Annotated in this window: 21 protein-coding genes and 1 riboswitch; of the genes, 12 read left to right on the top strand and 9 right to left on the bottom strand. The window is 69.4% G+C overall.

The genetic code is table 11. The features are described 5' to 3' along the window. Positions 1 to 34: 34 nt before the first annotated feature. On the top strand, positions 35 to 1,021 hold the full coding sequence (locus tag QFZ21_RS05725; RefSeq protein WP_373426039.1) for a LacI family DNA-binding transcriptional regulator: 987 nt from the start codon (positions 35 to 37) through the stop codon (positions 1,019 to 1,021). A gap of 18 nt (positions 1,022 to 1,039) precedes the next feature. On the opposite strand, the gene QFZ21_RS05720 is transcribed toward QFZ21_RS05725, so the two are convergent. Then, positions 1,040 to 1,885: an IclR family transcriptional regulator gene (locus tag QFZ21_RS05720; RefSeq protein ID WP_307375317.1), complete on the bottom strand. Its 846-nt coding sequence runs from the start codon at positions 1,883 to 1,885 to the stop codon at positions 1,040 to 1,042. 114 nt (positions 1,886 to 1,999) lie between these two features. On the opposite strand from QFZ21_RS05720, the gene QFZ21_RS05715 reads away from it, so the two are divergent. From QFZ21_RS05715 to QFZ21_RS05670, 10 genes are read left to right on the top strand one after another with little or no spacing between them, the layout of a single operon-like run. Next, positions 2,000 to 2,665: an ABC transporter permease gene (locus tag QFZ21_RS05715; RefSeq protein ID WP_307375315.1), complete on the top strand. Its 666-nt coding sequence runs from the start codon at positions 2,000 to 2,002 to the stop codon at positions 2,663 to 2,665. After that, entirely contained in the window at positions 2,658 to 3,704 is a 1,047-nt protein-coding gene (locus QFZ21_RS05710) for an ABC transporter ATP-binding protein (RefSeq protein ID WP_307375313.1), read from the top strand. Before QFZ21_RS05715 ends, QFZ21_RS05710 begins: the two co-directional genes overlap by 8 nt. A 2-nt stretch (positions 3,705 to 3,706) precedes the next feature. Continuing rightward, positions 3,707 to 4,498 carry an ABC transporter permease gene (locus tag QFZ21_RS05705; protein ID WP_307375311.1) on the top strand — a complete coding sequence of 264 codons (792 nt, stop codon included), beginning with the start codon at positions 3,707 to 3,709 and terminating at the stop codon, positions 4,496 to 4,498. 49 nt (positions 4,499 to 4,547) lie between these two features. Continuing rightward, complete coding sequence (locus tag QFZ21_RS05700) at positions 4,548 to 5,483, top strand: glycine betaine ABC transporter substrate-binding protein (protein ID WP_307375309.1); 936 nt, start codon at positions 4,548 to 4,550, stop codon at positions 5,481 to 5,483. Continuing rightward, positions 5,483 to 6,004, top strand: coding sequence for a formaldehyde-activating enzyme (fae, locus tag QFZ21_RS05695; protein ID WP_307375306.1), 522 nt, complete (start codon positions 5,483 to 5,485; stop codon positions 6,002 to 6,004). Before QFZ21_RS05700 ends, fae begins: the two co-directional genes overlap by 1 nt. Before the next feature lie 6 nt (positions 6,005 to 6,010). Next, positions 6,011 to 6,964: an NAD(P)-dependent oxidoreductase gene (locus tag QFZ21_RS05690; RefSeq protein WP_307375303.1), complete on the top strand. Its 954-nt coding sequence runs from the start codon at positions 6,011 to 6,013 to the stop codon at positions 6,962 to 6,964. Next, entirely contained in the window at positions 6,961 to 8,433 is a 1,473-nt protein-coding gene (locus QFZ21_RS05685; RefSeq protein ID WP_307375301.1) for an NAD-dependent succinate-semialdehyde dehydrogenase, read from the top strand. The genes QFZ21_RS05690 and QFZ21_RS05685 overlap by 4 nt, the downstream gene beginning before the upstream one ends. Before the next feature lie 55 nt (positions 8,434 to 8,488). Beyond that, the gene (locus QFZ21_RS05680; protein ID WP_307375298.1) at positions 8,489 to 9,265 is read left to right on the top strand and encodes an SDR family oxidoreductase; all 777 of its coding nucleotides are present in this window, start codon (positions 8,489 to 8,491) and stop codon (positions 9,263 to 9,265) included. A gap of 40 nt (positions 9,266 to 9,305) precedes the next feature. Further along, on the top strand, positions 9,306 to 10,790 hold the full coding sequence (locus QFZ21_RS05675; RefSeq protein ID WP_307375295.1) for an FAD-binding oxidoreductase: 1,485 nt from the start codon (positions 9,306 to 9,308) through the stop codon (positions 10,788 to 10,790). Then, a complete protein-coding gene (locus QFZ21_RS05670) occupies positions 10,787 to 12,193 on the top strand; it encodes an FGGY-family carbohydrate kinase (RefSeq protein ID WP_307375294.1) in 1,407 nt (468 codons plus the stop codon). Before QFZ21_RS05675 ends, QFZ21_RS05670 begins: the two co-directional genes overlap by 4 nt. A gap of 7 nt (positions 12,194 to 12,200) precedes the next feature. Here QFZ21_RS05670 and QFZ21_RS05665 read toward each other — a convergent pair whose 3' ends face one another. The 7 genes from QFZ21_RS05665 to QFZ21_RS05635 form a co-directional block, all read right to left on the bottom strand. Continuing rightward, positions 12,201 to 12,554 (bottom strand): Fe-S protein, encoded by a 354-nt coding sequence (locus QFZ21_RS05665; protein ID WP_307375292.1) that lies wholly within the window; start codon positions 12,552 to 12,554, stop codon positions 12,201 to 12,203. Between the two features lie 67 nt (positions 12,555 to 12,621). After that, positions 12,622 to 13,095: a 6,7-dimethyl-8-ribityllumazine synthase gene (ribH, locus tag QFZ21_RS05660; protein WP_307375291.1), complete on the bottom strand. Its 474-nt coding sequence runs from the start codon at positions 13,093 to 13,095 to the stop codon at positions 12,622 to 12,624. Continuing rightward, positions 13,092 to 14,360, bottom strand: coding sequence for a GTP cyclohydrolase II (gene ribA / locus QFZ21_RS05655; RefSeq protein WP_307375288.1), 1,269 nt, complete (start codon positions 14,358 to 14,360; stop codon positions 13,092 to 13,094). The genes ribH and ribA overlap by 4 nt, the downstream gene beginning before the upstream one ends. Further along, complete coding sequence (locus QFZ21_RS05650) at positions 14,357 to 15,010, bottom strand: riboflavin synthase (RefSeq protein WP_307375286.1); 654 nt, start codon at positions 15,008 to 15,010, stop codon at positions 14,357 to 14,359. The genes ribA and QFZ21_RS05650 overlap by 4 nt, the downstream gene beginning before the upstream one ends. After that, on the bottom strand, positions 15,010 to 16,053 hold the full coding sequence (ribD, locus tag QFZ21_RS05645) for a bifunctional diaminohydroxyphosphoribosylaminopyrimidine deaminase/5-amino-6-(5-phosphoribosylamino)uracil reductase RibD (protein WP_307375284.1): 1,044 nt from the start codon (positions 16,051 to 16,053) through the stop codon (positions 15,010 to 15,012). The genes QFZ21_RS05650 and ribD overlap by 1 nt, the downstream gene beginning before the upstream one ends. A gap of 71 nt (positions 16,054 to 16,124) precedes the next feature. Beyond that, positions 16,125 to 16,272, bottom strand: a riboswitch (FMN riboswitch). 67 nt (positions 16,273 to 16,339) lie between these two features. After that, positions 16,340 to 17,203, bottom strand: coding sequence for an Fpg/Nei family DNA glycosylase (locus QFZ21_RS05640; protein WP_307375281.1), 864 nt, complete (start codon positions 17,201 to 17,203; stop codon positions 16,340 to 16,342). Between the two features lie 60 nt (positions 17,204 to 17,263). Beyond that, positions 17,264 to 17,827 (bottom strand): GNAT family N-acetyltransferase, encoded by a 564-nt coding sequence (locus QFZ21_RS05635; RefSeq protein ID WP_307375279.1) that lies wholly within the window; start codon positions 17,825 to 17,827, stop codon positions 17,264 to 17,266. A gap of 108 nt (positions 17,828 to 17,935) precedes the next feature. Between QFZ21_RS05635 and mfd the strand changes: the two genes are divergently transcribed. Continuing rightward, positions 17,936 to 21,511 carry a transcription-repair coupling factor gene (gene mfd / locus QFZ21_RS05630; RefSeq protein ID WP_307375277.1) on the top strand — a complete coding sequence of 1,192 codons (3,576 nt, stop codon included), beginning with the start codon at positions 17,936 to 17,938 and terminating at the stop codon, positions 21,509 to 21,511. Here mfd and QFZ21_RS05625 read toward each other — a convergent pair. Next, positions 21,498 to 22,349, bottom strand: coding sequence for an esterase family protein (locus QFZ21_RS05625; protein ID WP_307375275.1), 852 nt, complete (start codon positions 22,347 to 22,349; stop codon positions 21,498 to 21,500). The genes mfd and QFZ21_RS05625 overlap by 14 nt on opposite strands. Position 22,350: the final 1 nt, after the last annotated feature.

Below are 22,350 nucleotides of genomic sequence, written 5' to 3'. Positions count from 1 at the left end.
GACAGAGCCCTCGCAGCGTCGTCGCGAGCCGTCGATGGAGGATGTGGCCCGGGAAGCCGGGGTCTCCGGACAGACCGTCTCACGGGTGGTGAACTCCCGCGGATACGTCGGAGCGGCGACGCGCGAGCGGGTGGAAGCCGCCATGCAGAGTCTCGGCTACCGCCCGAACAGCGCCGCGCGCGCCCTGCGGTCCGGGCGCTTCCGCACCATCGGCGTGGTGATGTTCTCATTCAGCTCGTACGGAAACCAGCGCACCCTCGATGCGATCGCCGTGCGCGCCGCGCAGCTCGGCTACGCCCTGACGCTCATCCCCGTCGAGTCGAGCGCCGGGGAGACCGTCGCGGGCGCCTTCCGTCGGCTCGAGGAGCACGCGGTCGACGGCATCATCATCGTCATCGAGGCGCATCAGCTCGACGAGGCCGACATCGAGATCCCCGCGGGGCTGCCGGTCGTCTTCGTGGACTCGAACCGCGCCGACACGCATCCGTTCGTCGACACCGACCAGGCGCAGGGCGCGACGCTCGCGACCGAACACCTGCTCGACCTCGGCCACGACACCGTGTGGCACGTCGCGGGGCCGGCCAAGTCGTACTCCGCAGAGCGTCGGCGCGAGGCCTGGCGCGCGACGCTCGACGCCCGGGGCCTCACGATCCCCGAGGTCATTCAGGGGGACTGGTCGGCGGCCTCCGGCTACGAAGCCGGCCTTCGACTGCGTGAGCTCGACGGGGTCACCGCAGTGTTCGCCGCGAACGACCAGATGGCGATCGGCGTCCTGCGGGCCTTCCGCGAGGTCGGCCGCGAGGTGCCGGGCGACGTCAGCATCGTCGGCTTCGACGGACTGCCGGATGCGGCGCAGCTCTGGCCCCCGCTGACCACCGTGCAGCAGCATCCGGAGCGGGTCGGCGCGCTCGCCGTCGATGCCCTTCTCGTCGAGCTCGACGGCGAAGAGCGTCAGCAGACGCCGCTCGTGGGGACCGAGCTCATCGTGCGGGAGAGCACGGCGCCGCCGAAGACGCGCTGACGCGCGGGCCGGCAGGCCTCAGGATGCGCCGAGCCGCGACGAGAGTTCTCGAGCTGCGCGCGCGACGAGCCCGCCGAGCGCGTCGAGACGGTGACCGATACGGGCTTTGGGAGCGCTGACGTTCACGGCTGCCACGACGCGTCCGGTGAAGTCGATGATCGGAGCGGACGCTGCGACGACACCGAACTCGAGTTCCTCGTCGGACAGGGCGAACCCCTGCTCGCGGATGCGGGCGAGCTCGGTGAGCAGACTGTCGAGGTCGGTGACGGGGGCGTTGCCGGGCGGCGGCGCATCGAGCACGGGGAACTCGGAAGCATCCGCGCGATCGAATGAGCCGACGAGCGGGCGGTCCTGCCCATGCTCTTCGTACCACTGGGCCAGGGATTCCTCGTCCCAGTCGCTCAGCAGCGCCCGACCGGACGGAGTGCGCCACGCCGCGGTCGTCGTACCGGCCCACCCCGTGGTGCGGACGTCGTGGGGGCTCAGCTCGCTGAGAAGAGTGAGGACGTTCCCGCCGCGCAGGACGCAGAGGTGACTGGTCTCCCTGGTGGATTGGACGAGGCGGCGCAGGATGCTGCGCGACGCGTGCACGAGGGTGGTGCTCGCCGTGCGGGCGGAGAGGGCATAGAGCCGCGGGCCGAGCAGGTAGCGGAGGGATTCCTCGTCGCGTTCCAGCAGTCCGGCCTCGGCGAGCGTGGCCAGCGTTCGGGACACGACGGCCTTGTCCCGGCCCGTGAGCTGCGCGACTTGGGACACCCCGAGACCGCCCGACCGCAGCGAGTCTTCGGAGCCAAGGAGTTCGAGGATCTCGATATCGCGGCTCAGACCGGAGGAGTTCCGTCGGGGGGATGGTGTCGAATCCATGTCACCACCCTACCCGCGTTGCCATAATAACAACAGCCTTTGACGAAATGGCTACCCGCGATACGTTGATCGCATTCCCCGGCACCGGCCTCAACGACGAGACAGGAGCACTTCTTGACCGGATTCAGCTGGGAAGGCCTCTGGGTCTTCCTCAACCGCCGCGCGGACGACGTGCTCGAACTCACCCGGGACCATCTCGTGGTCGTCGTGATCTCGATCGCCCTCGCCTCGCTCATCGGCATCGGCCTCGGCATCCTGGTGCGTAACCGTCGCATCGCCCGCACCACGGTGCTCACGGCATCCGCCATCGCGATCACGATCCCCTCTCTCGCGCTGCTCGCGCTCCTGAGCCCCGTGCTCGGTCTCGGATGGCTGCCGACCGTCGTCGCCCTCGTCTTCTACTCACTCCTGCCGATCGTGCGCAACACGGTCGTCGGCCTGCGCGAGGTCCCCTTGTCGGTGCTCGAATCGGCCCGCGGCATGGGGCTCAGCCCGACTCGCGTGCTCTTCACGGTGCAGCTGCCGATCGCCCGGCCGGTCATCATGACCGGCGTCCGGGTGGCCGCTCAGCTCACCGTCGGCATTGCCGCGATCGCCGCCTACGTCGCCGGCCCCGGACTCGGCGAGTACATCTTCAAGGGCCTGTCGTCACTCGGCTCGAAGAACGCCCTCAACTATGCGCTGACCGGCACCGTCGCCGTGATCATCCTCGCGCTCGTCCTCGACGGCATCCTCATCCTCGTCGCTCGTCTCACCACCTCAAGGGGTCTCCGTGTCTGACATCTCCACGAACACCGGCGTTCTCACCTCCCTCGCATCGCAGCAGGGCGGCGTCGACATCGTCCTCGACCAGATCACCAAGCAGTACCCCGGACAGACCGCTCCCGCAGTCGAGGACTTCTCGATGCGCATCGAGCCGGGGGAACTCGTCATGTTCGTCGGCCCCAGCGGCTGCGGCAAGACCACGACCATGAAGATGATCAACCGCATCATCGAACCCACCTCCGGGTCGATCCGCATCAACGGCGACGACGTCCTCTCGTTGGACGGCAACGAGCTGCGCCGCCACATCGGCTACGTCATCCAGCAGATCGGGCTCTTCCCGCACTTCACCATCGCGGAGAACATCGCGGTCGTCCCGCGCCTGCTGGGCTGGACGAAGCAGCGCACCGCGGAACGCGTGGAAGAACTCCTCACCACCGTGCAGCTCGACCCCGGCATCTTCGCGAACCGCTACCCGAGCCAGCTCTCCGGCGGTCAGCAGCAGCGCGTGGGGGTGGCTCGCGCGCTCGCCGCCGACCCGCCGGTGATGCTCATGGACGAGCCCTTCGGTGCCACCGACCCCATCACCCGCGAGCGTCTGCAGGCCGAGTTCCTTCGGCTGCAGGCCGACATCGGGAAGACGATCATCTTCGTCACGCACGACTTCGAAGAAGCGATCCGGATGGGCGACCGCATCGCGGTGCTCAGCGAACGCAGCCACATCGAGCAGTTCGACACCCCGGCCCGCATCCTCGCCCATCCGGCCAACGACTATGTGCGATCGTTCATCGGCGAGGGCGCTGCCCTCAAGCGTCTCGCCCTGATCCCCGTCGAGACCGCCCGCATCGGTGCGATCGACGCGTCGGCCCCGGATGCTGCCATCGACGAGTCATCCTCGCTCCGCCAGGCTCTCGACCTCCTCGTGCTCACCGGAGCCCCGCGGATCACCGTCACTCGCGCCGGACAGCCGGTGGGCTCGATCGACCAGGCCGCGATCTCCGAGGCGCTCGGCGTCGAACCGCGTGCGCACCGCTCCGACCGCCCGGCGGAGGCGTGACGATGTCGACCGATCAGATCGTGCCGTCGACGACGACGGTGCTGCAGACTCAGCCGGTTCCACGGCGCGGGATGCCCACGGCACTGCGCCGGCTGATGCCGCTGATCGTCGTGGCGCTCGTACTGCTCGCGACCTTCCTGTGGGTCTCGAGCCTCGAGCTCGACTCGATCGAGCAGCGCACGCTCAACGGCGGGTACATCGCCGCGCGTATCGGGGAACACCTCGTGCTCTCGATCCTCGCCGCCGTCCTCGTCGCGGTGCTCGCGATCCCGGCCGGCATCGCCGTCAGCCGCTCCCGCTCGCGGGTCTTCCGCGGCATCGTGATCGGCATCGCGAACATCGGTCAGGCCACGCCCGCCATCGGCGTCGTGATCCTGCTCGCGATCGTCTGGCAGACCGGGTTCACGACGGCGCTCGTCGCCCTGGTCGTGTACTCGTTCCTCCCGGTGCTGCAGAACACGATCGCCGGCCTCGCCCAGGTCGACCCCAACATCAAGGAGTCCGCCCGGGGCATGGGCATGCGCCCCGGTCAGGTGCTGCGCCGGGTCGAACTGCCGCTCGCCTCGCCGGTGATCCTCGCCGGTCTCCGCACGGCCCTCGTCTTCGCGGTCGGCGTCGCCACCGTCGCCACCTTCATCAACGCCGGCGGCCTCGGCGACATGATCGTCAACGGTCTCAAGCTCCAGCGCTACCCCGTGCTGCTCGTCGGCGCCATCCTCGTCGCCGCGATCGCCGTGCTCATCGACTGGGCCGCCGGCGTGGTCGAGGACATCGTCCGCCCCAAAGGTCTCTGACCGCCACATTCCTCAAAAACACCACCATTCCCTCCGGAAGGAACCCGACATGAAGACCACCACCAGATTCGCCTCCGCGTCGATCGCCACCCTCGCTCTGGGAGCGATCGTCCTCACGGGCTGCTCGGCCGGCGCCGGCGGAGGATCGTCCGCCCAGGGCGACGAGCTCGAAGGCCTCACCGGCGAGATCGGTTCGAAGGACTTCTCGGAGCAGTACATCCTCGCGCACCTCACGGCCGCGCTCCTCAACGCCCACGGCGCCGACGTCGAGGCGAACACCAAGCTCGTCGGATCGGCGAACGTGCGCCAGGCGCTCGAGAACGACCAGTTCCTCGGCTACTGGGAGTACACCGGCACGTCCTGGATCACCTACAACGGCAACACCGCTCCCGTGCAGGGCGCCGAGGCGCAGTTCGACGCCGTGAAGGAAGCGGATGCCGCCAACGACATCGCCTGGCTCGATCCTGCGCCGTTCAACAACACCTACGCCTTCGCGATCCGTGAGGACGAGGCGAGGAAGCTCGACGTGAAGACGCTCAGCGATGTCGCGGAGCTGCCGGCCGGCGATCAGACTTTCTGCATCGAGAGCGAGTTCTCGACCCGCGACGACGGGATGCCGGGTCTCAGCGAGGCCTACGGCTTCGACGCCGCGATCACGATGCTCGACACCGGCGTCATCTACACCGCGACCGAGAAGGGCGACGACTGCAACTTCGGCGAGGTCTTCCAGACGGACGGACGCATCCCTGCGCTCGGCCTGGTGGTCATGGAGGACGACAAGGAGTTCTTCCCGAGCTACCAGGGTGGATTCACGCTGAAGCAGTCGACGCTCGACGAGTACCCGGCGATCGCCGACGTGATCGCGGAGGTCAGCCCGCTGCTCACCACCGAGGTCATGCAGGAGCTCAACGCGCTCGTGGACGTCGAGGGCGAGGACCCCGAAGACGTCGCGATCGAGTGGCTCGAAGAGCAGGGCCTGATCTGATGACCGACCTCCTCCAGATCGGTGAGAGCTTCGTCGGAGACGGCGTGAATGCTGCCCACATCAACACGGTGTTCGGTCACCGCGACGGACCGGCGGGTACGGCCTGGGCGACCGCCCTCGCCAGCCCGAGTGCGGGGCATGTGCCCTTCGTCGCGGTGCTCCGCCCCTCGCTCCCCGTGAAGCCCCTCACGCTCTTCGTCACGAAGGCGGCTCCCGCGAACGACCAGCACGGCGTCCTCATCTGGGGGCCCGCGCAGGCGGGCGTGGCGGCCGGAGTAGCGGATGCCGTCGCCGACGGCTCCATCGCGGCCGCCGACACCGACACCCACGCCCTCATCGCCGCGGTCTGGGTGAACCCGGGCGCCGATGACGCCGACACCGTCTACCGCAACAACCGAGAGGCCACCCGGACGGCGCTCGCCAACGGGGCCCGCTCGCTGCCGTCGCTCGACGACGTGCTCGCCGCGCGGCACAGCCCGACGAACCCGTTTTACACACCCGACTCCACGAAAGACGCCTAGCTCCTCATGACCTCACTCAGCCCGTCTCCGCACGGCGCCCTCCCCACCGTCGGGTTCATCGGACTCGGCAACATGGGATCGGGGATGACGAAGAATCTCCAGGCCGCCGGGTACCCGCTGGTCGTCACCGATCTGCGCCGCGAGTCCGCCGCGACCCTCCTCGACGGCGGGGCACGGTGGGCCGAGAGCCCGCGTGAGGTCGCGGCCGCCAGCGACCTCGTCATCACCATGCTGCCGACGCCGAAGCACGTCGCAGCGGTCGCCGCCGGCGCCGACGGTCTCGTCGCCGGGCTCGCCGACGGCGGGACCTGGATCGACATGTCGACATCGGTACCCGAGGTGCTCGAGGGCATCCGTCAGGCGGAGGCGCATCGTGGCCTTCACCTGCTCGATGCCCCCGTGAGCGGGATGTCGGTCGGCGCAGCGAACGGGATGCTGCAGATCTTCGTCGGCGGCGAGGCCGACGAGGTCGCCCGACTCCGGCCGGTGTTCGAGGCGATGGGCGACCCTGAGCGCATCCTGCACGTGGGAGGCCACGGCGCGGGCTACGCGGTGAAGCTCATGATCAACCAGCTCTGGTTCTCGCACCTGGTGGCCACCGCCGAGGTGCTCTCGGTCGGTGTCGCGGCCGGCGTCGACCTCGGGGTGCTGCGCGATGCGCTCGTCGCGAGCCCGGCGAACAGCAACTTCGTCGAGCACGACGTGCTCTCGATCCTCGACCACGGCGACTACGACGAGGGGTTCGCGATCGCCCTCGCATGCAAGGATCTCGGGCTGTCGGTCGACCTCGCGCGTTCGGTGGGGATGCCGGTCGAGCTCTCTTCGCTGGTGGAGCAGATCTTCCGTCGGGCTAGAGCGCAGTACGGCGACCGTGCGGGGGAGATGACTCCCGTGCGCCTGTATGAGGAACTTCTCGGACAGGACCTCCGCCGCGAGAGCCCGATCGAGGTGGCCGCATGACCGCCGCCCGCGAACAGGAGCTCCTGGCCTCCGTGCCCACAGGTCTCTTCATCGGAGGAGAGTGGCGCGAGTCGACCAGCGGCGCGACCTTCCCCGTGATCGATCCGTCGACCGGCGAGGTGCTCGCCCACGTGGCAGACGCCGCTCCCGAGGACGGGGAGGCCGCGCTCGCCGCTGCCGCGTCCGCCCAGTCCGGCTGGGCAGCGACCGCACCCCGCGAGCGGGGGGAGATACTCCGTCGCGCGTTCGAGCTGGTGACCGCTCGTGCCGACGACTTCTCCCTGGTCATGACCCTGGAGATGGGCAAGCCCATCGCCGAGTCGAGGGCAGAGGTGGGGTACGGCGCCGAGTTCCTGCGCTGGTTCTCGGAGGAGGCGCCGCGCATCTCCGGGCGCTACGCCACCGCGCCCGACGGACGCAACCGCCTCCTCGTCGCCAAGCGTCCGGTCGGACCGAGCCTGCTGATCACGCCGTGGAACTTCCCGCTCGCGATGGCTACCCGCAAGATCGCGCCGGCACTCGCAGCCGGTTGCACCTCGGTGCTGAAGCCGGCCGCCCTCACGCCGCTCACGGCGTTGCTGTTCGCCGAGGTGCTCCGCGAGGCCGGCGTGCCGGACGGCGTCGTCAACGTCATCCCGACCACGCGAGCCGGCGCCGTCACCGGACCACTGATCAAGGATGCCCGGCTGCGGAAGCTCTCATTCACCGGGTCCACCGAGGTCGGACGCCGCCTGATCGCGGACGCCGCCGATCAGGTGCTGCGCGTGTCGATGGAGCTCGGCGGCAACGCGCCGTTCCTCGTCTTCGAAGACGCCGACCTCGACGCCGCCGTAGAGGGTGCGCTGCTGGCCAAGCTCCGCAACGGAGGCGAGGCATGCGTCGCCGCCAACCGCTTCCTGGTGCACGAGAGCATCGTCGAGGAGTTCTCGGCGCGTCTCGTCGGGCGGATGCGGCAGACCGTCGTCGCCCGCGGCACCGACCCGACGTCGACGCTCGGGCCGTTGGTCGACGAGGCCACCCGCACCAAGGTCGCCGACCTCGTCGACGGAGCGATCGACGACGGAGCACGCCTCGCCCTCGGCGGGGAGACCCCCACGGGGGCCGGCTACTTCTACCCGGCGACCGTGCTCGTCGACGTACCCCACGACGCCCGCATCCTGCAGGAGGAGATCTTCGGGCCGGTCGCGCCGATCACGGCATTCCGCGACGAAGACGAAGCCGTGCGCCTCGCAAACGCCAGCGAATACGGCCTGGTCTGCTTCGCCTACACTCGCGACCTCAACCGCGGGCTGCGTCTCGCCGAGCGGCTCGAGACCGGGATGTTCGGCCTCAACACCGGCCTCGTCTCGAATCCGGCCGCGCCTTTCGGCGGTGTGAAGCAGTCGGGTCTCGGTCGCGAAGGCGGTTTCGAGGGCATCGACGAATACCTCGAGACCACCTACATCGGCATCTCGGACCCGTTCGCGTGACCCGGCCCACCGGCATCCGGACTCTCCGCATCCCGCATCTCTGAAGGAGCACCTCTTGCACATCACCGACTTCTCGATGGATCGCTTCTCCCTGCGGGGGAAGCGTGCCATCGTGACCGGAGGCAACACGGGCCTGGGCCAGGCGTTCACCGTGGCGCTCGCGAAGGGCGGAGCCGATGTCTTCGTCCCCGGCCTTTTCGACGACGGCGGGGAGACCGCCGCTCTCGTCCGCGCCGAGGGGCGCACCTACGCCGAGCTGACCGTCGACATCACCGTGCCGGGCGCGCCCGCCGTGGCGGTGTCGGCCGCGGTCGATGCGCTCGGCGGCGTGGACATCCTCGTCAATTCAGCCGGGATCAGCCGCATCGCCGACGTGACCGAGTTCGGCCGGGAGGAGTGGGACCCGATGGTCGCGGTCAACCTCACCGCGGCGTTCGAGATGGCGCATGAGTCGGCGAAGCGGATGATCCCGCAGGGCGCAGGGAAGATCATCAACATCGCCTCGCTCTTCGCGTTCCTCGGCGGCCTGGGATCGCCCGCCTACGCGGCCACGAAGCACGGCATCGTCGGCCTCACCCGCGCCTACGCGGATGAGCTCGGCGGTCACGGCATCCAGGTCAACGCGATCGCCCCCGGCTACTTCCGCACCCCCATCACCGAGCAGTCACGGGCGGATGCCGACGTCAACCGCCGCATCATCGAACACACCCCCGCCGGTCGCTGGGGAGACGTCGCCGACCTGATGGGCGCGACGGTGTTCCTTGCAAGTTCCGCCTCCGACTTCGTCAACGGGCACACGCTGACCGTCGACGGCGGCTACCTCGTGCGCTGACCGCGCTCCCGACACTCTCAACGAACAGGAAATCCTCTTCATGGTTGCTTCACGATCCGCCCTCTCCCGCGACGAGATCGTCACTCGACTCCGCGAACTGATCGGCTCCGACAAAGTCGACACCGACCCGCGGGAGCTCGCCGAAGCCAGCGTCGACCGCTTCAAGAAGTACACGGCGGTGCACGGAATCTTCGACGGCCCGATCCCCGCTGCGATCGCCTACGCCGAATCGACCGACGACGTCGTCGCGATCCTGCGGTTCGCCGATGAGAACCTCGTCAACGTCGTGCCGCGCACGGGGCGCACGGCGACCGAGGGAGGTCTGGAGACCATCGTCGAAGACACGATCGTGCTCGACGGCTCGCGGATGAACGAGATCCTCGAGGTCGATCCGGTCGACATGATGGTCACCGCCCAGTGCGGTGTTCCGCTGCAGGTCCTGGAGGACACCCTTCGTGCGCAGGGTCTCACCACCGGCCACTCACCGCAGTCGAAACCCCTCGCGCAGATGGGGGGTCTCGTCGCCACCCGCTCGATCGGGCAGTTCTCGACGCTGTACGGCGGAATCGAGGACATGGTGATCGGCCTCGAGGCGGTCCTCCCCGGTGGCGACGTCGTGCGCATCAAGAACGTGCCGCGCAGGGCGGCCGGACCCGACATCCGTCATATGATCATCGGCAACGAGGGCGCGCTGTGCGTGATCACCGAGGTCACGGTGAAGGTCTTCACCTACCAGCCGGAGAACAACCGCTTCCTCGGCTATCTCGTCGACTCGCTCCCCGCCGGTGTCGCAGGACTCCGCGAGGTCATCGTGGCGGGGTTCCGCCCGTCGGTAGCCCGGGCATACTCCGAAGAGGATGCCGCGCAGCACTTCTCCCACTTCGCCGGCGGCAAGGCCGTGGTCGTGATTGTCGCGGAGGGGCCGCAGGGCATCGCCGATGCGACCGCTGAGGGCATCGAGCGCATCTTCGAGGGGATCCCGCATGAGCGCGTCGACCCGGCGCTCATCGAGAGGTGGTTCGACAACCTCAACTGGGGCCAGGACAAGATCGACGCCGAGAAGCGCGAGATGCTCGATCGCGCGCACCTCGGCTACACGACGGAGGTGTCGATCGACTGGTCCGGCGTCAGCGAGCTGTTCGAATCCGTGATGCGGCGCGCGCGCACCGAGTTCCCGCGGGCGGCCGACCTCACGATGCTCGGGGGCCACTCGTCGCACAGCTACCAGACTGGCACGAACCTGTACTTCGTCTACGACTACGACATCACCTGCGAGCCGCGCGAGGAGATCACGGAGTATCACGAACCGCTCAACGCGATCGTCGTCGAGGAGGCGCTGCGGCTCGGAGGCTCGATGGTCCACCACCACGGCATCGGCAAGTACCGCACCCCGTGGACGCTCGAGGAGCACGGCAGCGCCTTCCCGCTGCTGTCGGTGTTGAAGGAGGGGCTCGACCCCAACGGGATCATGAATCGCGGCACCATCTACCCGCTGGACCAGGCGGAGAACGCCGCACCGGCGTGAGCGTCGACGCCGGCGGATACGTCGTCGCGATCGACAACGGATCGCAGAGCACCAAGGTCCTGATCGTCGATGCGATCGGCACGGTGCACGCCAGCGCACGAGTGGCGCTGCGGCCGTACGTCTCACCGGCCCCCGGACGATGGGAGCACCCGGACGACGACCTCTGGGACTCCATCGTCGCTGCGGTTCGCGAGGCGCTCTCATCGTTCGCCGGCGACCCGGGAGAGATCCGCGGCATCGGACTCTGCACGATCCGGTTCTGCCGTGCGGTGCTGCGTGCCGACGGATCACTCGCGCAGCCGGTGATGAGCTGGATGGACGAACGCCTTCCTCGTGCCTATGAGCAGGAGCGGGAGGATGCCGCGTACGTCACCACGTCATCGGGCTACATCGGCCACCGGCTGACGGGGGAGCGCCGCGACGCGGCAGGGAACTGTCAGGGGGTTTGGCCGATCGACACCGCCGCCTGGGCCTGGAGCGGCGAACCCGACGACTATCTCCGCACCGGTATGGACCGCCGGATGCTGTTCGAGCTGGTCGCACCCGGCGAGGCGCTCGGTCTGCTGACCGAGGATGCCGGCGCTGTGATCGGCCTCCCGGCGGGCATCCCGGTGATCGCCACATCGAATGATAAGGCCGTCGAAGCGCTCGGAGCGGGGCTGCGGGAATCGAACGAAGCGCTCCTGTCTCTCGGCACCTACGTCGCGACGATGACACCCGGCGATCGCCCGCTTGCCGCGCATCCCGATGTCTGGACCAACTTCGGCTCGGAGCCGGGAAGCTACCTGTACGAGAGCGGCGGCGTGCGCCGAGGCATGTGGACGGTGAGCTGGTTCCGAGATCTGGTCTCGTCGACGACGCCGGGGATATCCGAGCAGCATCTCAACGATGGCGCGGTGGACGTCCCGCCCGGCGCCGGGGGCCTCGTCGCGGCCCTCGACTGGCTCGCGCCGCCCGATGAGCCGTGGAGGCGCGGGGCCCTGGTCGGGTTCGACGGCACGCAGGGCCGGTTCCACATCTATCGCGCGATCCTCGAGGCCCTCGCGATCGAGACAGCGGGCAGCGATGCCCGGGCCCGACGGGTTCTCGGACGCGAGCTCGATGCCCTCGTCGTGACCGGTGGGGGGAGTGGCTCCGAGCTGATGCTGCAGATCCTCGCCGCTGTCTACGGCGTGCCGGTCCGCACTCCCCGGGTGAGCGACGCGGCGGGGATGGGCGCGGCGATCTGCGCGGCCGTCGGCACGCGCTTGCACGAGACCTGGGACGACGCGGTCGCGGCGATGGTGCACGTGGGCAGAGAGGTCGCTGTCGACGCCGCTCTTCAGGACGCCTACTCGGACGTCATCGGCACCTACGCGCGGGTGACTCCGCGGATACGCCGACTCTTCGCCGACGACGAGTGACCGCGGATCAGCGCCAGAGGAGTGCGATCGCGGCGTTCGTCACGGCCAGGATGCCGATGAGCCAGAACACCGCCGACGGCACGGTCGCACCGCGCTTCTGTCGGGCGCTGCCGATGCCGAGCATCGCACCGATCACCAGCAGCACGACGAGCTTGGTGCCGATCTTCACGTAGTTCAGCGGACCGTCGATACCCCACGGTGCGGCCAGCGCGAGGCCGGCGACACCGGCGATCAGCAGACCGTAGTCCATGATCCGGGTGATCTTCCGCTCCCCGCCGAACGCCTGTGCGGCCCACGATCCGAAGAGCACGGCGAAGCCGATGAGGTGGACGAGCACGACGATCAGGCGCAGAGTCTCCATGCCCTCACGCTACGATTCCGGCCGCTGTTCCGCCAGCAAGGCGAGGCTGACCTCGCCCTTCGATCCCTCAGCCGCGGAGCTCCCGCGTCACGAGGGCGGTGCGCAGCGCAGCATCCGCCGCTTCCGCACCCTTGTCCTCCTTCGACCCCTCGAGGCCGGCGCGGTCGAGACCCTGCTTCTCGTCGTCGAGGGTGAGCACGCCGAACCCGACCGGCTTGCCGGCGTCGAGCGAGACCCGGGTGAGGCCGTCGGTGGTGGCGGCCGACACGTACTCGAAGTGCGGGGTGCCGCCGCGGATGATCACGCCGAGGGCGACCACGGCATCCGCTCCTCCCGCGAACGCGGCCTGTGCGGCGACGGCGAGTTCGAACGATCCGGGCACGCGCACGAGCCGGTGGGTGGCCTGTGCCTCGTCCAGCACGCGCTCCGCGCCGGCGATCAGGCCGTTCGAGATCGTCTCGTGCCAGGTTCCGGCGATGATGACGACGTTCAGCCCCCGTCCGTCGATGGCCTCGGCCTTCGGTGCTCCTGCGCCGCTCATTCCTTGTCCTCTCCGTGGGCGAGAGCTGCCGCGAGCTCTTCCGCGCCGATGATGTGACCCATGCGGTCACGCTTGGTCTCCAGGTACTGGTGGTTGTTGGGTCCGACGCCGACGATCAGCGGCACCTGCTCGATCACATCGAGCCCGAGTTCGCGCAGCTTGTCGACCTTGTCGGTGTTGTTCGTGAGCAGCCGGACCTTCGAGATGCCGAGGTCGCTCAGGATGCCGGCCGCCGCCGCGTACTCGCGGGCGTCTGCCGGCAGGCCGAGCGCGAGGTTGGCGTCGACGGTGTCGAGCCCCTCCTCCTGCAGGCTGTACGCCCGCAGCTTGTTGATGAGGCCGATGCCGCGTCCCTCGTGGCCGCGCATGTAGACGACGACGCCGCCCTCCTGCTCGATCGCGTCGAGAGCCGCGTCCAGCTGCGGGCCGCACTCGCACTTGAGCGAGCCGAAGGCCTCACCGGTCAGGCACTCCGAGTGCACGCGGACGAGCGCGGTCTCGGTGAGCTCACCCGACACGACCGCGATGTGGTCGGTGCCGGTGACACGGTCCTTGTAGGCGAGGAAGCGGAACGTGCCGTGCGTGGTCGGCACGGTGGCGTCGGCGCGGAGACTCACCCGGCGACCGCGGATCGCCCGGGGCGTCGAGCCCTCGGGGTCGATCTCGTTGAGGTACGCGATCAGCTGCTCGATCGTGATGACCGGCACGCCGTCGCGGGCGCCGAGTTCCAGCAGACCCGGCAGTCGCATCATGCTGCCGTCCTCGGCGACGACCTCGGCGATGCCGCCAACGGGCTGGAGGCCCGCGAGCTTCATCAGCTCGACCGCCGCCTCGGTGTGTCCGCTCCGCTCGCGCACGCCGCCGTCGACGGCGCGGAGGGGGAGGACGTGTCCCGGGCGGATGAGGCTCGTCGCGGTCGAGGCGGGGTTCGCCAGCACGTTCAGTGTGTGGGCGCGGTCGTGCGCACTGATGCCGGTGGTGACACCCTCGGCGGCGTCCACGCTCACGGTGTAGGCCGTGGAACGGGCGTCCTCACTCGCGGCGACCATCGGCTGCAGGTTGAGGTTGTCCGCCAGGTCGGCGGGCATCGGGGCGCAGATAAACCCCGACGACCAGCGCACGGTCCAGGCGACCCATTCGGGCGTGGCCAGCTCGGCCGAGAGGATCACGTCGCCCTCGTTCTCGCGGTTCTCGTCGTCGGCCACGAGGACCGGACGCCCGGCACGCAGTGCGTCGAGGGCTTCGGGGATGGTGGAAAGGCTCATCGTGAGCCTCCTTCCGATACAGCTGCGGTTGTCGCTCGGAACGCGAGCAGGCGCTCGACGTGGCGGGCCAGGATGTCGGTCTCCAGGTTCACGCGGTCTCCGACGGCGCGCGTGCCGAGGGTGGTCGCGGCCAGGGTCTCGGGGATCAGCGAGATCTCGAACCAGTGCCCCGCCTCGGTCCCTGAGCCTGACGAAGGGCTGACCGCGCTCACGGTGAGCGAAGTTCCGTCGACGGAGATCGAACCCTTGTCGACCACGAGCGGTGCGAGGTCGGCGGGCAGGCTCACCCGCAGCACGCTCCACTGGGCGCCGGGTCGCACCTCGAGCACCTCCCCGACGCCGTCGACGTGGCCCTGCACGATGTGGCCGCCGAGTCGCGCGCCCACCGGCATGGCCTTCTCGATGTTCACGCGGGTGCCGACGGTCGCGCCGCCGATCGCTGCGACGTCGAGGGTCTGCTTCATCACGTCGGTGTCGAAGGTGTCTGCCGTCGAACCCACCACGGTGAGACACACGCCCGACACGGCGATCGACTCGCCGTGGACGGCATCCGCCGCGGCCTTCGGCGCGCGCACGGTCAGACGCCAGCCGTCGCCGGACGGAGCGATCGCGGTGATCTCGCCGATCTCCTCGATGATTCCGGTGAACATCAGAGTGCTCCTTCGTTCTGGAGGCGGTTGTCGGTCGCGGGGTGTGCGATTGCGAGCAGGTCGGGTCCGAGCGGCACCCATTCGTCGACCGTGAGGCGCCGGGCCTGGTCGATCGAGGCGACGCCGATGTCGGTCAGGGCCAGCCGTTCTCCGCCGAGCAGGACGGGGGCGATGTAGGCGAGCACGCGGTCGGCGAGCCCCGCTTCGATGAACGCGCTGGCCAGGGTCGGACCGCCCTCGACGAACAGGCTCTGGATGCCGCGAGCGTGCAGATCGGCCGTGACCGCATCCAGATCGTGGGTGTCGAAGAAGAGGGGAGGGTGCGGATGCCGGTGCACCGCCGCATCTGGCGGCGTCGGGCGCGAACCGATCACCACGGGAATCGGCTGGTGCGGCAACAGGGCGTCGCCGTCGCGCGCGGTGAGGGCGGGATCGTCGGCGAGCACGGTGCCGGTTCCGACCACGATGGCGTCGGCTGCGGAGCGGCGCCGGTGCACGTCCGCGCGGGCGTCGGGGCCGGTGATCCACTGGCTCGAACCGTCCTCGGCCGCGGCGCGTCCGTCGAGGCTCTGCGCCCACTTGACGGTGATATGCGGGCGGCCGAGCTGCTGAGCGGTGAGCCACCCGCCGATGAGTTCGTGCGCGACCTCGGCCTGCTCGCCGGCGTCGACGCTCACTCCCGCGCCGCGCAGGCGCTCCGCACCGCCTCCCGAGGCGACACCGGGATCGTCGAGTGCGTAGACGACGCGTGCAACGCCCGCTTCGATGAGCGCGACGGCGCAGGGTCCGGTGCGTCCGGTGTGGTTGCAGGGCTCCAGGGTGACGACGGCGGTCGCGCCCTGCGCCGTGCCCGGAGCGAGCTCCGACAGGGCGTCGACCTCGGCGTGCGGGGTTCCGGCGCCGTGGTGCCAACCTTCGGCGATGACGTCGCCCTCGGGGGAGAGGATGACGGCGCCGACCTGCGGATTCACTCCGCGCGGGCCGCGGGCGGCGAGCTCGAGCGCACGGGCCATCGCCCGGCGCTCCGTCTCGTTCACTGCCATCCGTCGTCCTCCTGTGAGGCTCCGGAGCTTCTCCTGATCGGAGATGGTGGCAGAAGGCGCGCACAGCTGCGCCTCGTGCTGCCTCCCTTCCGGACTAGCGAGGTCTCCCTCACATCACCGTCGGTCCCGGAATTCCACCGGATCGGCATCTCGGCTGAACCGAGACGCTCGCGGACTGTCACCGCCGGTTCGGATTCTCACCGACCCCGGAGCACGTTTGATGCTCTGAGTGTACTCAACGCGCCCGCCGACATTTCATTCCGCGTCAGACCAGCCGCGGATCCCGCTACTTGAGTAGCCGCGAGAGCCGACGGTCGGCCAGCACCTTGCCGCCGGTCTGACAGGTCGGGCAGTACTCCAGCGACCGGTCGGCGAAGAACACGCTGCGCACGGTGTCGCCGCAGACGGGGCACGTCTCCCCGCGCCGCGCGTGCACCTGCATGCCGCGACGTTTGGCATCTTTGAGGTCGGCCGGCGGTTTACCCGACGCCTCGGCCACCGCCTCCGTCAGGGTCTCCTGCATGGCGGTGAAGAGCCGGTCGATCTCGGCATCGTCGAGCTTTCCCGCGATCGCGTAGGGCGACATCTTCGCCGCGTGGAGGATCTCGTCGGAGTACGCGTTGCCGATCCCCGCGATCACCGCCTGGTCGCGCAGCAGCCCCTTGATCTGCATCCGGCGGTCGGTGAGCAGCGCGGCGAACGCATCGCGGGTGAAGTCGGCGTCGAGCGGGTCGGGGCCGAGCCGGGCGATCCCTGGCACATCCTGCACGTCGCGCACGACGTACACCGCGAGCGACTTCTTGGTGCCGGCCTCGGTGAGATCAAACCCGCTGCCGTCGTCGAGCGCGACGCGCAGTGCGATCGGCGACTTGCCGGGTTTGATGAGCGTGGCCGGAAGGGCCTCGTACCACCGCAGCCACCCGGCCTTGGCCAGATGGAACACGAGGTGAAGGTCGTCGCCGCAGGAGAGCACGACGAACTTGCCCAGCCGAGCGGATGCCGTGACCTCGGCGCCGTGCAGAGCGGAGATCTGCGGGTCGTAGGTCTTCAGCGCAGCGATCGCCGACACGGTCGCGCGCGTGATCGTGCGACCGACGACGCGCTCGCCGAGAAAGGCGGTGAGCCCCTGGACCTCCGGCATCTCAGGCATGGTGTCATCCTGCCACCGGCATCCGACACTGTCACGTGTGGGGGCGAGAGTCTCTCGAGCTCAGAGCACGGGCCAGTCCACCGGCGTCCGGTCATCGTCCACCAGCAGGCCGGCGAACCAGCCGTCGTCGCGGCCGCGCGGGCTCGTGAGCGCCTGGCGGAGCATGCCTTCGTACCGGAAACCCAGGCCTCGCGCGGCCCGCGCGGACGGAATGTTGCCCGCGACGGCACGCCATTCGATGCGGACGAGTCCGAGGTCGCCGAAGCCCCAGTCGACGACGGCCCGAGCCGCCTCGCCGAGATAGCCCTGCCCGCGCGCGGCCGCCGTCATCCAGAACCCGATCTCGGCGTGCCCGCCCGTGTGATGCTCGGTGATCTGGTGGAGCCCGATCATGCCGGAGAGCCGGTCGTCGACGTAGATCGCCCACAGGGTCTCGGCGCCGCTGGCCCACCACTCGGCGACCTGCCGCACGAAGTCCTCCGCGTGCTCGCGCGTGTACGGGCTCGGGACGGTCGTCCACCGGGGGATCTCCGGATCCTGGCACGCCGCATCGATCGCGTCGATGTCGGCCTCGGTCGGCGCGCGCAGCACGAGGCGTTCGGTGGTGAGGGTGACCGGTTCCATCCCGAAATCCTAGTGACTGTGTGGCTCGGCGAAGAGGGCGCGCGACGCGGGACGGATGCTGCGAGCGGCACGCGCCGCCATGTCGGTGGGCGCGACTAGTCTTGTCCGGTGACTGTTCCGGGGATTCTGCGCGCCTTGGAAGAGGCGTCTCTGTACCGTGACGCCCTCGGCTGGGCGCACACCGACGCCGATCTCGGCCTCGTCGACGGGCTCGACGCCCCGGCGCTCGCCGGACTGATCGAGAAGCGCGCCGCTGCGGGGCATCCGGCGGCTCTGCTGGCCGTCGCGCCGACCGGGCGCCGAGCCGAGAGCCTCGCCCACGCGCTGGAGGCCTACCTCCCGGGCGCCGAGATCCTCACCTTCCCGGCCTGGGAGACGCTTCCGCACGAGCGGCTGAGCCCGAGCCCCGACACCGTCGGGCATCGTCTGCAGACGCTCCGACGAGTCGCCGAGTGGTCGGGCGGTCGTCCGCTCGTGGTGGTCGCCTCCGTGCGCGCAGCCCTCCAGCCGATCGCCGGCAACCTCGGCGAGATCGCACCGCTCGAATTGACCACCGGCACCCGCGGCAACGAGCTCGACCGCGTCGTCGAGCAGCTCGTCGAGCGCGCATACTCCCGCGTCGACATGGTGTCGCGTCGCGGCGAGTTCGCGGTGCGCGGCGGCATCCTCGATGTCTTCCCCTCCATCTCCGAGCACCCCTACCGTGTCGAGTTCTTCGGCGACGAGATCGATCAGATCCGTGCCTTCTCGGTCGCCGACCAGCGCTCTCTGCCGGGCGACGTCGCCGTCGTCGATCTCCCGCCCAGCCGCGAGCTGCTGCTCACGCCCGACGTGCGGGACCGCGCCCGCGCTCTTATCGGCGGCTTCCCGGCGATCTCCGGGATGCTGGAGAAGATGGCCGAGGGCATCCCCGTCGAGGGCATGGAGTCGCTGCTGCCCGCCGTTGCCGGTCCGCTCAAGTCGCTGGCCGAGTATCTTCCGGCCGGCAGCGCCACCGCGGTCGTCGACCCGGAGCGTTCGTCGGCGCGCGCGATCATCCTCGGCGACACGAATCGCGAGTTCCTCGACGCGGCGTGGAGCGCGGCGACCTCCGGCGCGTCGGCGCCGATCGACCTCGGCGCCGGAGACTTCCTGACGATCGGGCAGCTGCGCGAGGTCGTCCGCGACCGCGGCGGCGTCTGGTGGCGGCTCAGCCCCTTCGGCGCCGGCCTCGGGGAGGGAGACGTGGATGCCACGAACCTCGATGCGGCCGTCATCCCCTCCTTCCACGGCAACGTCGACGGCGCGATCTCGTTCGTCGAGGCGAAGCTGACGGACGGATGGCGCGTCGTCGTCATCGCGGCCGGCCATGGTCTCGTCGACCGGGCACGCGACGTGCTGGCCGACCGCGGCATGGCGGCGCGCATCGTGGAGTCGCTCACCGACGCGCCGGAAGCCGGGATCGCGACCCTCGTCACGGGGGCGGTCGAGGCCGGGTTCCAGATCGCTGAGGCGAAGCTCGCCGTCCTCACCGACAACGAGTTCTACGGACGCACGATCGGCGGCGATCAGCGGGTCATCAAGAAGCTCGCCTCGCGCCGCAAGAACGTCGTCGACCCGCTGCAGCTCAAGCAGGGCGACTTCGTCGTGCACAACACGCACGGCATCGGCCGGTTCGTCGAGATGACGCAGCGCGAGGTCTCCACCGGCGGACGCAACGCCACCAAGTCGCTCCGCGACTACCTCGTGCTCGAGTACGCACCCTCCAAGCGGGGCTACCCGGGCGACAAGCTGTACGTCCCCACCGACCAGCTCGACCTGCTCTCGAAGTACGTGGGCGGCGAGGCGCCGACGCTCTCCAAGATGGGCGGCAGCGACTGGTCGCAGGCCAAGGGCAAGGCGCGCAAGGCGGTGCGCGACATCGCCGTCGAGCTCGTCAAGCTCTACTCCGCGCGGATGAGCGCGAAGGGGCACGCGTTCGGTCCGGACACCCCCTGGCAGCGCGAGCTGGAGGAGGCGTTCCCGTTCGCCGAGACCCCCGATCAGCTGCAGACGATCGACGAGATCAAGGCCGACATGGAGCGGCCGATCCCGATGGACCGCCTGCTGTCCGGCGACGTCGGGTTCGGCAAGACCGAGGTCGCCGTGCGGGCGGCGTTCAAGGCGATCCAGGACGGCAAGCAGGTCGCCATGCTCGTGCCGACGACGCTCCTCGTGAAGCAGCACATGGAGACGTTCACCGAGCGATTCGCCGGCTTCCCGGTGAAGGTGCGGGCGCTGTCGCGGTTCCAGAGCGACAAGGAGGTCCGGCTCACGCTGCAGGGCCTGCTCGAGGGCTCGGTCGACATGGTGATCGGCACGCACCGCATCCTGACCGAAGGGGTGCTGTTCAAGGATCTCGGCCTGATGATCATCGACGAGGAGCAGCGCTTCGGCGTCGAGCACAAGGACACGCTCAAGAAGATGAAGACGAACGTCGACATCCTCGCGATGAGCGCCACGCCCATCCCGCGCACCCTGGAGATGGCGGTGACCGGCATCCGCGAGATGTCGACGCTGGCGACGCCGCCCGAGGACCGGCATCCGATCCTCTCGTTCGTCGGACCGCGCAGCGACAAGCAGATGGCGGCCGCGATCCGGCGCGAGATCCTGCGCGAGGGCCAGATCTTCTTCGTGCACAATCGGGTGCAGTCGATCCAGCGCGTCGCCGCCCAGCTCGCCGAGCTCGTTCCCGAGGCCCGCATCGCCGTCGCGCACGGCCAGATGGGGGAGCACCAGCTCGAGCAGGTCGTCGACGACTTCTGGGAGCGCAAGTTCGATGTGCTCGTCTCGACGACGATCATCGAGACCGGACTCGACATCTCGAACGCCAACACGATCATCATCGACCGCGCCGACAAGTACGGGCTCAGCCAGCTGCACCAGCTGCGAGGTCGCGTCGGACGAGGGCGCGAGCGCGCATACGCGTACTTCCTGTACGACGAGATGAAGCCCCTGTCCGAGACCGCTGCCGACCGGCTGCAGACGATCGCGGTGAACAACGAGCTCGGCTCCGGCATGCAGGTGGCGCTCAAGGACCTCGAGCTGCGCGGTGCGGGCAACATGCTCGGCGCCGAGCAGGCCGGGCACATCGCGGGCGTCGGCTTCGACCTGTACCTGCGCATGATCGGCGAGGCCGTCGCCACATTCCGCGGCGACGAGGTCGAAAGCGGACAGGAGCTCCGGCTCGAGCTGCCTCTCGACGCGCGCATCCCCGAGTACTACATCGACAGCGAGCGGCTGCGGCTCGAGGCGTACCAGAAGCTCTCGGCGGCGTCTGCGGCCACGGCGAAGGACGACGCCATCGACCAGGTGATCGAAGAACTCGTCGACCGCTACGGATCGCCGCCCGAAGAGGTCGAGGGCCTGCTCGCGATCTCGCGCCTGCGCCGTCGGGCGGCCCGCGCGGGTCTGACGGATGTCGTGGTCATGGGCTCGAACCTTCGTATCGCGCCCGCGCACCTCGAGGACTCCATCAAGGTCCGGCTGCAGCGGCTGTATCCGAAGGCGAAGCTCGTCTCCAGCGGCGAGGCGCTCGTCGTGCCGATGCCGATGATCTCGTCCGGCGTGGGCGTGGGTCTCGAGCCGCTGCCCGACGCCGAGTTGCTCGAATGGGTCGGCCAGCTCTTCACCGCGATCTTCCCGGAGCCCGTCAAGACGGAGTGAGCGGGCGCCAGAGCCAGCGCAGCGCATCCGGAAGGAGCACGCCGCCGTGGTTCGGGTGGTGCCCGCCCTCGCCGACGACGAGACGCACGTCGGTCCCGGCGCGGGTGAGTGCGGCCGCCGTCTCGAGGTTTTCGGCGAACCAGTTGTGCTCCGGTTCGTTCCAGCCGAGGTCGCGGTGCGCGGCATGCAGGAACACCCGCAGCGGCCGACGCGCACCCGCCCCGAGCAGCGCCGGGTACGGATTGCCGCCCGGCATCTGCGCGAAGCTCCCGTTGAACGAGATGACACGACGGATGCCGTCGGGGCGCTGCCACGCGGCCGTGAAGGCGCCGTTCCCTCCGGAACTCCCCCCGCAGATCCCTCGGTGGTCCGGCTCGGATGCCAGCGCGTGTGTTTCGGCGACCCGGGGGAGCACCTCGTCGAGCACGAAGTCCGCGTAGCGCGCATCTGCCGCGTCGTACTCGGTATTGCGGTTCTTCGGCTCTGCAGCATCCGGGAAGACACCGGGATCGACGAACACGGAGACGAGCGAGGGGATCTCACCGCGATGCGCGAGGTGGTCGAGCACGATCCCCGCCCGTACGTCGCCGGCGGGATCCAGGTACCACCAGCCGTCGTTGAACACCATGACGGAGGCCGGCGCCGAGGCATCATGCCCATGCGGCGCGTGCACCCAGACCTTGCGCACCGTGCCCGGATACGCGGCGCTGTCGACGATCTCGAAGACGCGGAGGCTGCCGGGACGCACCCCGTCGCGCGGAGCGGAATCGGGCCCGTAGGCGTAACTGACGTCATCCGACTGCGGGGGCAGAGCGTGGAACGGCACGACTTCGGTCATC

The sequence above is a fragment of the Microbacterium sp. W4I20 genome, assembly GCF_030816505.1.
Lineage (GTDB): Bacteria > Actinomycetota > Actinomycetes > Actinomycetales > Microbacteriaceae > Microbacterium.
The sequence above is the reverse complement of the archived record's forward strand: the minus strand, read 5'-3'. Positions and strand labels throughout refer to the sequence as shown.

What these genes read in the sequence shown, in the direction of transcription:
- QFZ21_RS05725 (WP_373426039.1), top strand. Translation starts at nt 35, where the DNA reads ATGGAGGATGTGGCCCGGGAAGCCGGGGTCTCCGGACAGACCGTCTCA.
- QFZ21_RS05720 (WP_307375317.1), bottom strand. Translation starts at nt 1,885, where the DNA reads ATGGATTCGACACCATCCCCCCGACGGAACTCCTCCGGTCTGAGCCGC.
- QFZ21_RS05705 (WP_307375311.1), top strand. Translation starts at nt 3,707, where the DNA reads ATGTCGACCGATCAGATCGTGCCGTCGACGACGACGGTGCTGCAGACT.
- QFZ21_RS05700 (WP_307375309.1), top strand. Translation starts at nt 4,548, where the DNA reads ATGAAGACCACCACCAGATTCGCCTCCGCGTCGATCGCCACCCTCGCT.
- fae (WP_307375306.1), top strand. Translation starts at nt 5,483, where the DNA reads ATGACCGACCTCCTCCAGATCGGTGAGAGCTTCGTCGGAGACGGCGTG.
- QFZ21_RS05690 (WP_307375303.1), top strand. Translation starts at nt 6,011, where the DNA reads ATGACCTCACTCAGCCCGTCTCCGCACGGCGCCCTCCCCACCGTCGGG.
- QFZ21_RS05685 (WP_307375301.1), top strand. Translation starts at nt 6,961, where the DNA reads ATGACCGCCGCCCGCGAACAGGAGCTCCTGGCCTCCGTGCCCACAGGT.
- QFZ21_RS05675 (WP_307375295.1), top strand. Translation starts at nt 9,306, where the DNA reads ATGGTTGCTTCACGATCCGCCCTCTCCCGCGACGAGATCGTCACTCGA.
- QFZ21_RS05665 (WP_307375292.1), bottom strand. Translation starts at nt 12,554, where the DNA reads ATGGAGACTCTGCGCCTGATCGTCGTGCTCGTCCACCTCATCGGCTTC.
- ribH (WP_307375291.1), bottom strand. Translation starts at nt 13,095, where the DNA reads ATGAGCGGCGCAGGAGCACCGAAGGCCGAGGCCATCGACGGACGGGGG.
- ribA (WP_307375288.1), bottom strand. Translation starts at nt 14,360, where the DNA reads ATGAGCCTTTCCACCATCCCCGAAGCCCTCGACGCACTGCGTGCCGGG.
- QFZ21_RS05650 (WP_307375286.1), bottom strand. Translation starts at nt 15,010, where the DNA reads ATGTTCACCGGAATCATCGAGGAGATCGGCGAGATCACCGCGATCGCT.
- ribD (WP_307375284.1), bottom strand. Translation starts at nt 16,053, where the DNA reads ATGGCAGTGAACGAGACGGAGCGCCGGGCGATGGCCCGTGCGCTCGAG.
- QFZ21_RS05640 (WP_307375281.1), bottom strand. Translation starts at nt 17,203, where the DNA reads ATGCCTGAGATGCCGGAGGTCCAGGGGCTCACCGCCTTTCTCGGCGAG.
- QFZ21_RS05635 (WP_307375279.1), bottom strand. Translation starts at nt 17,827, where the DNA reads ATGGAACCGGTCACCCTCACCACCGAACGCCTCGTGCTGCGCGCGCCG.
- QFZ21_RS05625 (WP_307375275.1), bottom strand. Translation starts at nt 22,349, where the DNA reads ATGACCGAAGTCGTGCCGTTCCACGCTCTGCCCCCGCAGTCGGATGAC.